The sequence below is a fragment of the Alkalibacillus haloalkaliphilus genome (genome assembly GCF_007991275.1).
Classification (GTDB): Bacteria; Bacillota; Bacilli; order Bacillales; family Alkalibacillaceae; genus Alkalibacillus; species Alkalibacillus haloalkaliphilus.
Genome location: NZ_BJYA01000001.1, coordinates 189463 through 201753 on the forward strand (window position 1 = coordinate 189463; position 12291 = coordinate 201753).

At 37.3% G+C, this 12291-nt stretch carries 15 protein-coding genes and 1 riboswitch; of the genes, 5 read left to right on the forward strand and 10 right to left on the reverse strand.

Annotated features, from left to right (window positions below):
• Positions 1-26 precede the first annotated feature (26 nt).
• Genes cpaB through AHA02nite_RS00920 form a run of 6 tightly spaced genes read right to left on the reverse strand, consistent with a single transcriptional unit; the run spans position 27 to position 3126 of the window.
• On the reverse strand, positions 27-701 hold the full coding sequence (cpaB, locus tag AHA02nite_RS00895) for a Flp pilus assembly protein CpaB (protein WP_170235935.1): 675 nt from the start codon (positions 699-701) through the stop codon (positions 27-29).
• A 12-nt stretch (positions 702-713) separates the two neighbouring features.
• Positions 714-1613 carry a pilus assembly protein TadG-related protein gene (locus AHA02nite_RS00900; RefSeq protein ID WP_146813463.1) on the reverse strand — a complete coding sequence of 300 codons (900 nt, stop codon included), beginning with the start codon at positions 1611-1613 and terminating at the stop codon, positions 714-716.
• A gap of 14 nt (positions 1614-1627) precedes the next feature.
• Positions 1628-2011 (reverse strand): TadE/TadG family type IV pilus assembly protein, encoded by a 384-nt coding sequence (locus AHA02nite_RS00905; protein WP_146813465.1) that lies wholly within the window; start codon positions 2009-2011, stop codon positions 1628-1630.
• Positions 2011-2526, reverse strand: a complete 516-nt coding sequence (locus tag AHA02nite_RS00910; RefSeq protein ID WP_146813467.1) for an A24 family peptidase — start codon at positions 2524-2526, stop codon at positions 2011-2013. Before AHA02nite_RS00910 ends, AHA02nite_RS00905 begins: the two co-directional genes overlap by 1 nt.
• A 43-nt stretch (positions 2527-2569) precedes the next feature.
• Positions 2570-2764: a Flp family type IVb pilin gene (locus AHA02nite_RS00915; RefSeq protein ID WP_146813469.1), complete on the reverse strand. Its 195-nt coding sequence runs from the start codon at positions 2762-2764 to the stop codon at positions 2570-2572.
• Between the two features lie 14 nt (positions 2765-2778).
• The gene (locus tag AHA02nite_RS00920; RefSeq protein ID WP_170235936.1) at positions 2779-3126 is read right to left on the reverse strand and encodes a DUF192 domain-containing protein; all 348 of its coding nucleotides are present in this window, start codon (positions 3124-3126) and stop codon (positions 2779-2781) included.
• Positions 3127-3270: 144 nt separating this feature from the next.
• Positions 3271-3357, reverse strand: a riboswitch (cyclic di-GMP riboswitch).
• Between the two features lie 354 nt (positions 3358-3711).
• On the opposite strand from AHA02nite_RS00920, the gene AHA02nite_RS00925 reads away from it, so the two are divergent.
• On the forward strand, positions 3712-5061 hold the full coding sequence (locus AHA02nite_RS00925) for a hypothetical protein (RefSeq protein WP_146813473.1): 1350 nt from the start codon (positions 3712-3714) through the stop codon (positions 5059-5061).
• 53 nt (positions 5062-5114) lie between these two features.
• Here the strand turns inward: AHA02nite_RS00925 and AHA02nite_RS00930 are convergent, their stop codons facing one another.
• The gene (locus AHA02nite_RS00930) at positions 5115-5405 is read right to left on the reverse strand and encodes a 4a-hydroxytetrahydrobiopterin dehydratase (protein WP_146813475.1); all 291 of its coding nucleotides are present in this window, start codon (positions 5403-5405) and stop codon (positions 5115-5117) included.
• Between the two features lie 12 nt (positions 5406-5417).
• Entirely contained in the window at positions 5418-5861 is a 444-nt protein-coding gene (locus AHA02nite_RS00935) for an SRPBCC family protein (RefSeq protein ID WP_146813477.1), read from the reverse strand.
• A gap of 156 nt (positions 5862-6017) precedes the next feature.
• Between AHA02nite_RS00935 and AHA02nite_RS00940 the strand changes: the two genes are divergently transcribed.
• Positions 6018-6488: a GNAT family N-acetyltransferase gene (locus AHA02nite_RS00940; RefSeq protein WP_146813479.1), complete on the forward strand. Its 471-nt coding sequence runs from the start codon at positions 6018-6020 to the stop codon at positions 6486-6488.
• Positions 6489-6535: 47 nt separating this feature from the next.
• Here the strand turns inward: AHA02nite_RS00940 and AHA02nite_RS00945 are convergent, their stop codons facing one another.
• The gene (locus tag AHA02nite_RS00945) at positions 6536-7948 is read right to left on the reverse strand and encodes a sensor domain-containing phosphodiesterase (RefSeq protein WP_146813481.1); all 1413 of its coding nucleotides are present in this window, start codon (positions 7946-7948) and stop codon (positions 6536-6538) included.
• 170 nt (positions 7949-8118) lie between these two features.
• Positions 8119-9825, reverse strand: coding sequence for a sigma-54-dependent transcriptional regulator (locus AHA02nite_RS00950; protein ID WP_146813483.1), 1707 nt, complete (start codon positions 9823-9825; stop codon positions 8119-8121).
• Between the two features lie 212 nt (positions 9826-10037).
• On the opposite strand from AHA02nite_RS00950, the gene AHA02nite_RS00955 reads away from it, so the two are divergent.
• The 3 genes from AHA02nite_RS00955 (at position 10038) to AHA02nite_RS00965 (ending at position 12234) form a co-directional block, all read left to right on the forward strand.
• Complete coding sequence (locus AHA02nite_RS00955; protein ID WP_146813485.1) at positions 10038-10568, forward strand: GbsR/MarR family transcriptional regulator; 531 nt, start codon at positions 10038-10040, stop codon at positions 10566-10568.
• A 19-nt stretch (positions 10569-10587) separates the two neighbouring features.
• Positions 10588-11259, forward strand: a complete 672-nt coding sequence (locus AHA02nite_RS00960) for a cysteine hydrolase family protein (protein ID WP_146813487.1) — start codon at positions 10588-10590, stop codon at positions 11257-11259.
• A gap of 90 nt (positions 11260-11349) precedes the next feature.
• Positions 11350-12234, forward strand: a complete 885-nt coding sequence (locus AHA02nite_RS00965; RefSeq protein ID WP_146813489.1) for a glycine betaine ABC transporter substrate-binding protein — start codon at positions 11350-11352, stop codon at positions 12232-12234.
• The last annotated feature ends 57 nt before the right edge of the window (positions 12235-12291 follow it).

Consider the following 12291-nt stretch of genomic DNA (forward strand, 5'->3'; position numbering starts at 1 on the left):
TTTTACCCCTCCCTACAATCACTGCACTACTCATCTTCATGGTTTGATGTATTACGTGAGTGAACGATGAAATGGATTGAACCACGCTCATCAGCATTAACTAACTCGACAGAATCACTTTGGTCTAACTCTAATGTCATTGAACTATATTCAACGAACTGCTCCCCCGCTGCGTTGGCCACTAATTCACGCCCAACAGCTAACACGCGAACTTCTTCCAATAATACTTCGGAAACATCCTCTTCTTCATCATCTTCATACGTCAAAATAACATCGACATAATCTTCAGGATCGATTAAGTTGGATACCGATCTAACAATATCAACGCCAACTGATACACCGCGATAACCTTCTTGTACTTTCTTTGAAACAAGCTGTGTTTCATCCATTTCAGAACGAAGGCGGTGTTCTAACATAACCTCACCAGCTTCAATTGTTGTCGTGGCAATTTGACCGACAATCTCATCAGTCGACTGCATAGCTGTTGAGTGAACTTGTTCAGCTGGCACTGAGACAACTTCAACATCCTCTTCAGAAATGATTTGGTTCTCTGAAATGACTTGAGTTGCTTGAACAACACTGACTAACTCGACTTCTTCCTCAACTACTTCTGGTTCACTTACTTGCGTAGAATAAAAAAAGATAGCGGTCGTAATGATTCCCATTAAGATCGCTACTAAAAATAACATCCTTGATTGCATATTAATCATCACCTACTCTGAAAGTCTAACTGTAAATGCTCCTTTATTTGGTGCTTCATCTAACTCGTAACCACTACCTGTTCTTTCTATAAATTCACCTTTGATCGACTTCTCCTGACGATCCATTGGTTCTGTAATGTAAAAGTAAGCAAAACCGGTAATTTCAACTTCTTTCATTTGGTTTTGGTTATGGTTATGCGGACGATAAACCGGCACAAGCAAAATGCGTGGGCAGTTCCTTTCATACATGTTGTCACAACTATTGATTAAAATATCAACTGCTTCTTGCGTCGGACCTGCGATATTACCCGTTTGAGTGTCAACGACTTCACCAATCTCTAGTTCTTCTTGGAAGCCATTTATAAGGTTATCCTTGTAAGTACTAGCACCCGGCCCTTCTAATGCCAAAACACCAAAGTTACCAGTGTCCACATCTTCTTCATCTACTTTCAATTCATACTCCTCACCATAGTTAAGTTCAATTGACTCATCGATCCCAAGTGGCGCAGCACCTACCGCACGTCCCATACTACCAAGACTGGCTGTCGCACGAGCACCAACATCGATTGAATCAATACCAAACAAACTCATAAACGTCGTATCATACGTTCGCCCAAGCTCGACAGTCACTTTCTCACCCATATTAATGATATGACCGACTTTTGAATCAAGCTCATGGTGATGGTCTAGAGTTTCTTCTAGAATATTTAAAACCTGACTTTCATCCTCACCCGTTAACTCTTGAGCACTAGAGATCGCAGCTGCATTAGCTGTCTTTTGTAAATGCGTCCGTTCAGAAAAATACATGCCACCATCGATAACTAAACCTAATAAAGCAATTAAAGCTGTTAAAGAAACAGCCGCAATGACGATTGTTGAACCTTCTTCTTTCCGTCTAAATTGCTTTAACATCACTTGTTCTCCTCTCACTCAATGCGAATGGTCGAATCAGATGACAATGTCACCGCATCGGAAAAAATTTGACTCGCAAATGGCGTAAATGGTTCAATCGGATAGTTTAATGTGACCGTTACGTACTCACCTGGACTTCGTAGATCTTCACTAGGGGATATTTCAACAACTAATTGGTCACTACTACCTGTCTGGAAATTCTCTTTCGCAAATTCCATAATTGCCTCATCTTCGTACCCAAATCCACCTAACCGTACCGTCTCTTGTGCAGTAAAGTGTAAGCCTGTATACGTATAAAGCATCCGTCCAATATCAAAGACACCGACTAGCATGAACAAGAGCAACGGAATGATTAGCGCAAACTCAACCATCGATTGCCCTTTCTCATTACGTCTCATTACATCACCACTCCATCTAACAGAAATGAAGCGACTGCTCCACCGACAATCGCTACACCGTATGGAAACGTCATCTTTAAGGTGCTTTGTTGACTGAACTTCGGTTTAATTCCATACCTCATGTTTAAAATGGCTCCAAATATGCCGCGTACACGTTGGATTAATCCTTTACGGAAAATAATCATCCCTAATCCAACTAAACCACCAAGTAACGCCATATAGATCGCTGTTGCGACAACGAACATTGGACCTTGAAAAGCACCAATGACCGCTAGAAGCTTGACATCACCAGCTCCCATTCCACCCATCAAATATGGAATTAATAGAATTGCGAAACCTATTAAACTACCAAGCAACGCATCACCTAAGCCGCTAAGGCCGTAAAAAAAGGAATTGAGAAGCAGAGCCGCGACAAATGAAGGTAAAAGAACTTTATTATAAATCTTACGTTCTTTTAAATCTGTCACTAAACAAATAAGTAAAACAATTAATAATAGCGTATTTATAACCGTCATGTGCTCTGCCTCCAATCAGTAAGAAACCTATAAGTGTTAGTGATTAAGTAGTACGTTCTTCTGCAGGTTCACGGTCATTAAAGTTATCAATTACATCGTAGAACGCTTCAATGATCTGCTCTCCAAAAAGTGCTAAAACACCAACTACACCCACTGCAATAACACCAAGTACTAGCGCGTATTCCGCCATACCTTGTCCTTCTTCTTCTAATAAGAATTCTTTGAAAAACTGTTTCATTACTAAACACTCCTTTAAAATTTTTGTATTTCGAGTTTGTCACCGATTTGTGTATCGGTTTTCTCAATGACGCCTGATTCGACTTCTATGACTGACTTCGCTTGTTTTCTGAATTTCCCGAAACGGTAAGGGGACAACCGTTGATCGAGACCGACGACTTCAAGGGATTCATTAACGTAAATGACATCAATCGAAAATCTCATAAAAAACGTGTGTACCGACTGGCAGGGTATAATGTGCAATCCACAACCTGAGTTAAGACTCTTTTGAAACATTAGGCCTTTTAACCGTTTCAAAAACGTATCCGCAGCCTTTAACTCACTGGCAATTTCCGCACCATTTCTCAGGTTGGTTACTTTCACGACTTCACCTCCGTGAATACAAATTAAACCCCGCCAATACCAAAAGGCGGGGTTTGACTCGTGGAAGAGAATAAACGACATACTAGCAAATGCGTCGGAATTTGCTAAACATATCTATTAATCTCTATCGCACTTCCCTGATCCTTCGGTAACTGGCTGGCATCGTGTCCATGCACGGAAGCCCCTATAGCTTTGCGTCACTGGCTTTCACCAGCTTTGCCTTTATCGAGATACAGCAATTATTCGGTTTCTTGCTTATCTCTTAATCTAAATAATAGATAAAAAGAAACAAAGGATAAATAAGGAAATGCGACTATTTTCGTCATTGTGTTTAGTAACAAAACAGCGAATTCATTCTAAACTCATAGTCCATTTTACAGACTAAAATGTCTGAAAATTGTCGAAACTTGTGTTTCTATAGAAAAATATATAAAATTACTAGTCTTAAATACCTTGTTTTTATCTTTCGTATTTTTTTACATTTTTCTGTCCGTTTTTTATTAAAATATGCTAATTGAACTAACCTTTCATTAAAATCATAGTTTGTTACAATGAAAGTTAGACTTAAAAAAGCGAGATGAAACTATGACAAGACTTAAATTTCACTTATATACTTCATTCGTTGTGTTATACATGGTTAACTTGTTTGCTAACAGCGTGATGGTCACTTACATTCAAGGTATTATTGGAATAATCGCGCTTGCCGTATCTATATATGGCGCTAGTAAAACGTATCAAATCATTGGTGTCGTTTTCACGATCATTGCGACTCTATTGTTTTTGACACATGACCTTCCACTTACTAATATCGTCCCTTATTTCACATCCATGGGACTGTTAATATCGTTACTATACGTTATACCTTTTATAAACCATTACATGATTGTTGGCCGGTTTGACCAGTCACTGTACAAAATCTTACAATCTAACACACCGAACCTCGGGAAGTTTTATACGAAGTCATATTTAACGAGTTATGCGTTAACGTTATTTATTTTTATATCTATGATCCCGATGTCTTATCAGTTTATTAAAGATCGAACGAAAGAGTTTAACGACCATGTGACACACCAGTTTGCGACTCGTTCTATTTTAAGACCGTTAGCGACCGCCAATGTGTGGAGTCCTATTGAAGTATACACAGCTCTTGTCGTTGCTATAACAGGTGCCTATTACTTACAATTACTACCGGTTTTATTAGCTTTTTCAATTATTATGGTGATCATCGACCTTTTAATTAACTATAACCGTTACAAAGGTTACACCATTTCTACTGAGGGTGATTCCAACCCATTAAGTCGAGAAACGATTCGAAAACTGATTTTACTAGTTGTATTTCTAGTGTTGTTTGTTACGACGGCGACAGTGACACACCGGTCATTAAATCTCGAGTTTTTTGACGCTATTGTCTTAATTATTATTCCATATACGCTCCTATGGGCACTGGCGACAAAGCGATTGACGACATTGATTCGCTACAACCAAAAAGTATGGGATGGTCAGTTATGGACGATGCAAAACTTCATGATGTTATTATTACCGGTTGGTTTTTTCAATGAAGTCGTTACGGATACCGGCGTGTTTTACCATCTGCTCGAAAGCTTATCGTGGTTAGAACACCAGCCATTACTCCTGTTCATATTCATTATGTTCAGCTCTATGACACTCGCATTTTTCGGATTCCATCCATTAGTGACGTTAAGTTTGATTGGGTTGTTTGTAACACCCTTTTTAGACACGATTAGCCCACTCAGTATTTCGATTGTCATGATTATTTCTGTTGTATTAAATGACATGACAGGTACATTCAACATACCAATTACGATGCTTAATCAATACTTTAAACGAAACCCTTATCAACTGACCTTATGGAACATTGGTTATGCATTGATCTTCGGCACAGTCGGAATCGCGATTGCTTACTTGTTCATATAAAATAAATCACCGCTGAAAGTTAGAAATTAAAATCTAACCTTCAGCGGTGATTATTACTTATAGCCATATAGCTCATCACAATATTTTGCTAATGAGATGTCTTTCTCCGTAATGCCACCTTCATCCCACGACGTCCATTTCACTGTTACCTTCTTATAATCAATAACAATGTGTGGGTGGTGGTCTTTAGCCTCTGCTTGATTTGCGACTTGCCTTACGAAATCAATACCAACTAAATAATCATCGAACTGGTATTGCCGCTTCAACGTCCTACCTTCTTCAAGCTCCCATTCCGTTAACTTTTCCAACGAACTTTGAACATCAGCATCTGACAGTTTTGCCAAGATATTGCCTCCTTAATTTGATTCATTCAATTCTTCAATATATGCTTTTACTTTATTTAAATGTTCCCCATCTTCTTTAATTATAATCTTTTTAATTAAAGGTTTGTAAATTAGATTTCTTAAACCTGATGTTGCAATATTCCCATCGAAATTAACCGTCGTCTGTCCATCTTCCTCAGTGAATGTATAACGATACGTTAAATGCAGCTTATTTTGCTCACTTTTAACGACAAACCGTTGATTCGACTCATACTCTGTTACTTCCCACGTGTTATTAATGTTTTGCCCTTTAATATGACGTGTTTCAGTAATTTTCGTCCCTTCTGTCACTTCCTCTTGATCAAGCTTTAAATCCATAATATAATCTAGCTTTGAAACGGCATACTCATATTTTGAAACAACGCGAAAAACTTGATCAACTGGCGCATCTATTGTAATCGATCTTGTAAAACTCATAGCTCAGTCCCCCTAGAACTCCCTCTATTTCTTATGACTATTTTAACATAACCGAACTGTAACTTTCATAATAGAAAAAATATTCCCAAATTCTATTGTCGTCAGTAAAACGTAAGAGTAAAATAAAACTAAAGTAATGAGCTAGGTGATGAAGTCATGCATATAAGAGAGATTGAAAACCGAGATAACAAGGCGATGGAGCATATTATAAAACAATCATTAGAACAATTTAATTTAGATATTCCAGGCACTGCATACTATGACCCAGAGTTAAGCAACTTAACAGAACATTACGCTAAACAACAAAATGCACAATATTGGGTTGTCGTTAATGACGAAAATGACGTATTAGGCGGTGTCGGCATCGGGCCTTTCCATGACAACATTGGTGAATTACAAAAGCTATACATTAAACGAGATGCGCAAGGCCTCGGGCTCTCTAAAAAGCTAATGGAAGTGGCACTTGAATTCGCAAAGGAACATTATACGCATTGTTATTTAGAGACGATGGAAATTTTACACGTCGCCAATCAGTTGTATTCTAACTTCGGCTTTGAACAACTCCAACAACCATTAGACGGATCAGACCACGGCACAATGGATACATGGTTTATTAAAGAGTTATAAATAAAAGCAGTCCAATGAAGGATACCCCTACATTGAACTGCTTTTTATTAAGCTAAACTTTCTTGATCGAGTACTTTAACAGTGGCAAGATATTCTTTTACTTCATCTAAACTCATCGGCTTCTTGAAGTGATAACCTTGGAAGTACTCACACCCCATAGCTTTTAACGTATTAAACTGCTCTTCATACTCAATACCTTCAGAAACAACTTGCAAATCTAGATCATGAGCCAAATTAATAATCGTCTCACAAATCGTTCTGTCGACATGACTTTCATGAATATTTTTCACAAAAGAACCGTCTAACTTTATTAAATCTAACGGCAAGTTTCTTAAATAATTTAAAGACGAATAGACCGTTCCAAAGTCATCAACCCACACTTGAATGCCTAACTCTCGTAATTGCTCAATGACTTGCGCTGCTTCTTTTAAATTAATAACTAAAGACGATTCCGTGATCTCTACTGCTAACAAATCTGCAGGGAATCCCGTTCTCTCTAATGTTGCCTTCAGCTCTTCCACATAATGACCTTTGACGATATGTTTAGCCGATACGTTCACCGACAAAATAAACTTCTGCCCTAACGCGTCCATCAACTGTTTCATTTCTCTACATGCATACTCACAGACGTAGCGATCAATTTCATCGACAAAGCCTTCTTCTTCCGCAAAAGGAATGAACTTATTCGGCGGAATCGTCCCTTGTTCAGGATGCGGCCAACGAACGAGCACTTCAAAGCCATACACTTCATCATATGTACTCATTAACGGTTGATAGTTCGGACGAATTTGGCCTTCTTCAATACCGCGACGAATCATAAACATATACTTCTCACGATCTGATAGCGTTGAAGGCCAATTAACTTTCTCTGGATCTTTATATGAATCTTGTAAATTTACATGACGTTGATTAACTTCAATATAGTTAGTCACAATTAAACTAATTAATTCTTTAAAAGATTCAATAGTCTCTAATTCCGCTTGAGTCGGTTCTCTTACTTCTGTTGAATACATCGCAAATACGCCTGCAACATTATTGCTTTCAGGTGCAAAAATTGGAACGGACCAACACGATTTAAGTCCTAACTCTTCAACAGCAGTTCGGAAAGGGTCCCACTTCTCATCTTGACTAATATCTGTCGTAACGACAAGTTCTTTACGGCAAGCCGCCGTACCACAAGTACCCATACCTTCATACAGCTCGATTCCTGTATAATGGTTCATCATTTCTTCAGGTAAACTATGAGTCACGCCACCAGAAAAGTGCGTACCCATTTCATCTAACAACATGATCGTACCTTTAGACGATTCAAAACGCAGTTCGAAAAATTTTATCGCTTTAATTAATACATCTCTTAACGGTACTCCATCACTTATATACTCTGTTATATATTGATACCCTTCCACAAACTCTTCAGGGGTTAATATCAACTGATTTTGATCCCGATCATAACCACTCATGTTACGGGCCTCCTAACATTACTTTTGGCTCAGATTAAACGCATAATTATTAAAACTTCGACATTTTTTATTTCTATATACAAATTCTACTACCGAACAAAGACTTTAGAAATAGAACTAATTATCTAATTAAAAACCACATGTTTTCCAGTGTAACATATTCTGAACAGTTAAGCTTTCTTCAATTTGCGCCATAACGTCGATCGGTTGATCCCTAATCTTTTGGCAGCTTTTGACTGATTATAATTCTCTTCTTCTAAAACTGATTCGATGACTTGAATTTCTATATCTTCCAAAGTACCTTCTAATTGATAAATTGACTTAGAGCGTGACTCACGCTTTTCTTTCAAGTACCTGTTAACCTGGTCGGCTTTTAGGACATATCCCTTTTCAGCTAACACAACGGTTTGAATGAATGACCTTAACTCTCTCACTTGTCCAGGCCAATCATATTTGGCTAACTCTAAGGCAACATCACTTTGAACTTTAATTACACTGGTCCCTAAATTTTGATGAAAATGAGCAACAAATAATGCTAATAATCCCTTCAAGTCTTCTTCACGCTCATTTATAGAAGGAACAAAAATTTCTAACGCTTTATAAGATAACTTAGAATCGAAACGGTGCAATAAAGACTCCGTTACAGAAATAACAACCTTTATATTCGCTTCAATAGCTTTATTTAAAAATCGGCTTAATATATCAAAACGTTCTTTAGCAAGCTGAGAAGCATGACGTAAGTAAATTGTGCCAACATGTGACGCTAACAATTCGTCTAAATACTCATATTGACAACGATTTAAGTCAACTTCGAGAAATGTTTTACCCGTTTGACTTAAGTCATGCATATATTGAGCTAACAACCCTCTACCTGTTCCAGGGTCACCAACTAAGAAAAATAAATTATGTGTCTCTAAACCACTATGAATCACACGCATCACAGCATTCATAGCTTCACTCTCAGCAATCACATTTGGCTTTTGTTTAATTTCGACCTTCTGAACCCAAGGAAGTTGGCTTAATAAGTCATTATTTCTAAAGAAACTTAAAAGAAAATAATTTTCACCATTATTTTCTAACGTCTCTATTTTTATATCGACTTGTTCATTTTCTTTTACATAATAACGCCAATTAATTTTGTTTGTGATCGGAACTTCTTTCGTTATATTAACAACCTTATCTTCTTCGATTGGACAATTAGAGAAAGTATCCCACACGTCAATTAACGCTTCACCTTTTTCGTTAACAATCATGAAGTCATCGTATTTTTTATGGATCACTTCAGATAGAAGTTCGATTTTTGATAAATTCCATTCATAAAACTCATACTGTTTTTTTGCTAGATCAATAGCATCCATAACCGTTTCGCGCCCTGTTTGAATAAGAAAGCTTTCTAACCCATAATTTATAGCAGCTTCTGTAGTCCCTACATCGCCGATGATCAATTGATAACCCATCTCTTTTAACTCAATAACCGTCGATTTAATTTCATCGGCATGTTCAATTGTAAAAACATCAACGTTTAAATCTAAAATGTCTATAATTGCTTGGGCACCTAAAGTCATCGTCGGATAACATACTAAGACTTTCTTCTGATCGAAATTACTTGTCATAGTTAAAACACGAAGTAAATCATAACCAGACATTGAAACATCTATAACAGGTATATTCGTCACCTCACGAATTAAGTGTGCTGTTGCTGCACGACTAATAATGACATCATAGCCTTCTTCTTCGGAACGCTTACCAACCTTCGCACCTTCTTCCATATTTCCGACCTCAACAGATAAGTCAACGCCGATGAGCTCATCACGACACTCTTCAATCACTGGAACCATTGATTCATAAGGTGCAATAAACTTCACCTTTATGTCCATTTTTACAACACCTCTATATATAAGTTAATTTTATTTAAGTTTAATAATTGCAATATACAACAAATACCGATAAATATCGACTGTTTATTACATCTTTTCTACAAAACAAGACAACAATAAACAGACTCCCTCTTGACATTTTATATTATTTGTTTAAAATGTATAATATGAATTAAATAATTTAATAACCTTTTCGAAAGGTGGATTTCTAAATGAGTGAAGACTTAACGCGCATACATGAGTCTGAAGACGTCATGATTAGCGCAATTGCTCAGTCGATGACAGTCTACGGTGTGTCAGCTTCCGTTGGTCGAATTTATGGTGTCCTTTATTTCTCAGAAGAACCATTAACACTAGATGAGATTAAAGACCAAGTTGCCATGAGTAAAGCCAGTGTCAGTAATGGCATTCGAGAGTTAATCGAAACCGAAATGGTAACGAAAGTTTGGAAGAAGGGCGAACGTAAAGATCATTTTATCGCCGAAAAAGACTTCCTAAGAAACTTCATTAACTTCTTCGTTAAAACGTTACGTGTCGAACGTAACTTAATTAACAAAGCAATCGAACAAACAGAACCAACGATTACAGAAGTTGCTGAACAGTCCGCAGATGAAGAAGCTGAGCGAATCGCTAAACGAGATTTAGAACTGATCCAAGAATCAAAAGACTACCTAGATTGGTTAATGCGTCTAGCAAACTCTTTAGAATCAGGCAAAATCTTTGAACATCTACCAAAGAAATAGACTTAAAAGGAGACATTTTATGAAGAAGAGCGATTCAGCCTTAGTATTAATTGATATACAGAAAGAATCAAACTTTGGCTTAGACAACATGGAAGAAGTCATTAAAAATACAGAAAAGCTATTACCAGCTTTTCGAGCGTCTAATATACCTGTTATATATACACGTCATATTAATAGAGCTGACGCGGTCGGCTTATCAGAAGGCGAACCATTAAACGAAGATGGATCACCTTTCTATTATCATGACGGAACAGATCAAATTGAGATCTTTGACGAAATTAAACCAGAAAAAGACGAAATCGTCATTGATAAATACCGTTGGAGTGCTTTTTACGATACAAGCTTAGATCTAATGCTAAAAAGCCTAGGTGTAAAGCACTTATATATCGGCGGCGTTGTAACAGATGGTTGCTTAATGACCTCTGTCTTTGATGCATATTTTAGAGATTATCAAATTAATTTAATTCATGATATTACTTCAGCAAGTAATGAAGGTGCCCATAAGTCTGCGATTCTAACGATGACGAATTGGGTTTACAACATGAAGATTTACAACACAGATGAATTAGTTAAAAAGTTAAATGGACAATCACACAATTACTTTGAAACAGATCGCGCAGATGCGATGCAATTCACACCAGAAACAATGCAAGATCAATTTAATAAAATCGTTAGCAAACTAGCTGAATAGTTAGTTTCTAAATATAAAGAAACAATCACTTAGTTGGAATCACTTTAAAATCACTTTATTCAAATTAACAGAAAGGGAGTTTTTGTTAACATGAAGAAACTATTTGCAATTACTGCAATGATCACTATGCTTATTCTTGCAGCATGTGGCGGAGAGAACGGTGAAGAAGGTACAGAAGAAGCTTCGGAAGAAAAGGGAGAAATCGTATTTGGCCAAACTTCTTGGACAAGTACAGAAGCACCAACACAAATTGCAAAACAAATTTTAGAAGAAGTTGGTTACGATGTTGAGATTACTTTACTAGATCAACCAGTTATTTGGGAAGGTTTAGAGAATGAAGAGATCCACTTCTTTATGGATGCTTGGCTTCCATACACTGAAGCTGCATTATGGGAAGACTACCAAGATTCACTACAACAAGTAGCAACAAGCTATGAGGAAGTTCCACTAGGCTGGGTTGTTCCAGAATATGTTGACGCGGAAACAATTGGTGACTTAGAAGGCCGCGCTGATGAATTCGATGGCGAAATCGTAACAATCGGTGAAGGTGCAGGCATTGTTGAATTAACGTATGACGTTATGGAAGAGGAAAACTATAACCTAGATGGCTTCGAAGTGACGCCAACTAGTGAAGCAGCTATGTTAGGTGTTATGAATTCAAAAATTGATAACGAAGAGCCATTTATTATTACGGGTTGGAGACCACACTCTATGTTCGCACAACATGATCTTAAATTCTTAGAAGACACAGAAGGTCACTTCCAGTATGACAATGTGTATGTACTTTCTTATCAAGGTATTGAAGATCAACCAGAATACGAAGAAGCATACGACATCTTATCTCAGTGGAACATCGACGTTGATGATTTAGAAGAAATGATGTATGACTATGAAAACAACGACGTTGACTTCGAAGACTCAGCAGCAGAGTGGATTGAAGAGAACCGCGACACTGTTGATGAGTGGATTAACTAAATTTGTGAGCAATTCCCCTAAAATATATATTGCTTAATGGAAAAACTCCGCAAAATT

What these genes read in the sequence shown, in the direction of transcription:
- cpaB (WP_170235935.1), bottom strand. Translation starts at nt 701, where the DNA reads ATGCAATCAAGGATGTTATTTTTAGTAGCGATCTTAATGGGAATCATT.
- AHA02nite_RS00900 (WP_146813463.1), bottom strand. Translation starts at nt 1,613, where the DNA reads ATGTTAAAGCAATTTAGACGGAAAGAAGAAGGTTCAACAATCGTCATT.
- AHA02nite_RS00905 (WP_146813465.1), bottom strand. Translation starts at nt 2,011, where the DNA reads ATGAGACGTAATGAGAAAGGGCAATCGATGGTTGAGTTTGCGCTAATC.
- AHA02nite_RS00910 (WP_146813467.1), bottom strand. Translation starts at nt 2,526, where the DNA reads ATGACGGTTATAAATACGCTATTATTAATTGTTTTACTTATTTGTTTA.
- AHA02nite_RS00915 (WP_146813469.1), bottom strand. Translation starts at nt 2,764, where the DNA reads ATGAAACAGTTTTTCAAAGAATTCTTATTAGAAGAAGAAGGACAAGGT.
- AHA02nite_RS00925 (WP_146813473.1), top strand. Translation starts at nt 3,712, where the DNA reads ATGACAAGACTTAAATTTCACTTATATACTTCATTCGTTGTGTTATAC.
- AHA02nite_RS00935 (WP_146813477.1), bottom strand. Translation starts at nt 5,861, where the DNA reads ATGAGTTTTACAAGATCGATTACAATAGATGCGCCAGTTGATCAAGTT.
- AHA02nite_RS00940 (WP_146813479.1), top strand. Translation starts at nt 6,018, where the DNA reads ATGCATATAAGAGAGATTGAAAACCGAGATAACAAGGCGATGGAGCAT.
- AHA02nite_RS00945 (WP_146813481.1), bottom strand. Translation starts at nt 7,948, where the DNA reads ATGAGTGGTTATGATCGGGATCAAAATCAGTTGATATTAACCCCTGAA.
- AHA02nite_RS00950 (WP_146813483.1), bottom strand. Translation starts at nt 9,825, where the DNA reads ATGGACATAAAGGTGAAGTTTATTGCACCTTATGAATCAATGGTTCCA.
- AHA02nite_RS00955 (WP_146813485.1), top strand. Translation starts at nt 10,038, where the DNA reads ATGAGTGAAGACTTAACGCGCATACATGAGTCTGAAGACGTCATGATT.
- AHA02nite_RS00960 (WP_146813487.1), top strand. Translation starts at nt 10,588, where the DNA reads ATGAAGAAGAGCGATTCAGCCTTAGTATTAATTGATATACAGAAAGAA.
- AHA02nite_RS00965 (WP_146813489.1), top strand. Translation starts at nt 11,350, where the DNA reads ATGAAGAAACTATTTGCAATTACTGCAATGATCACTATGCTTATTCTT.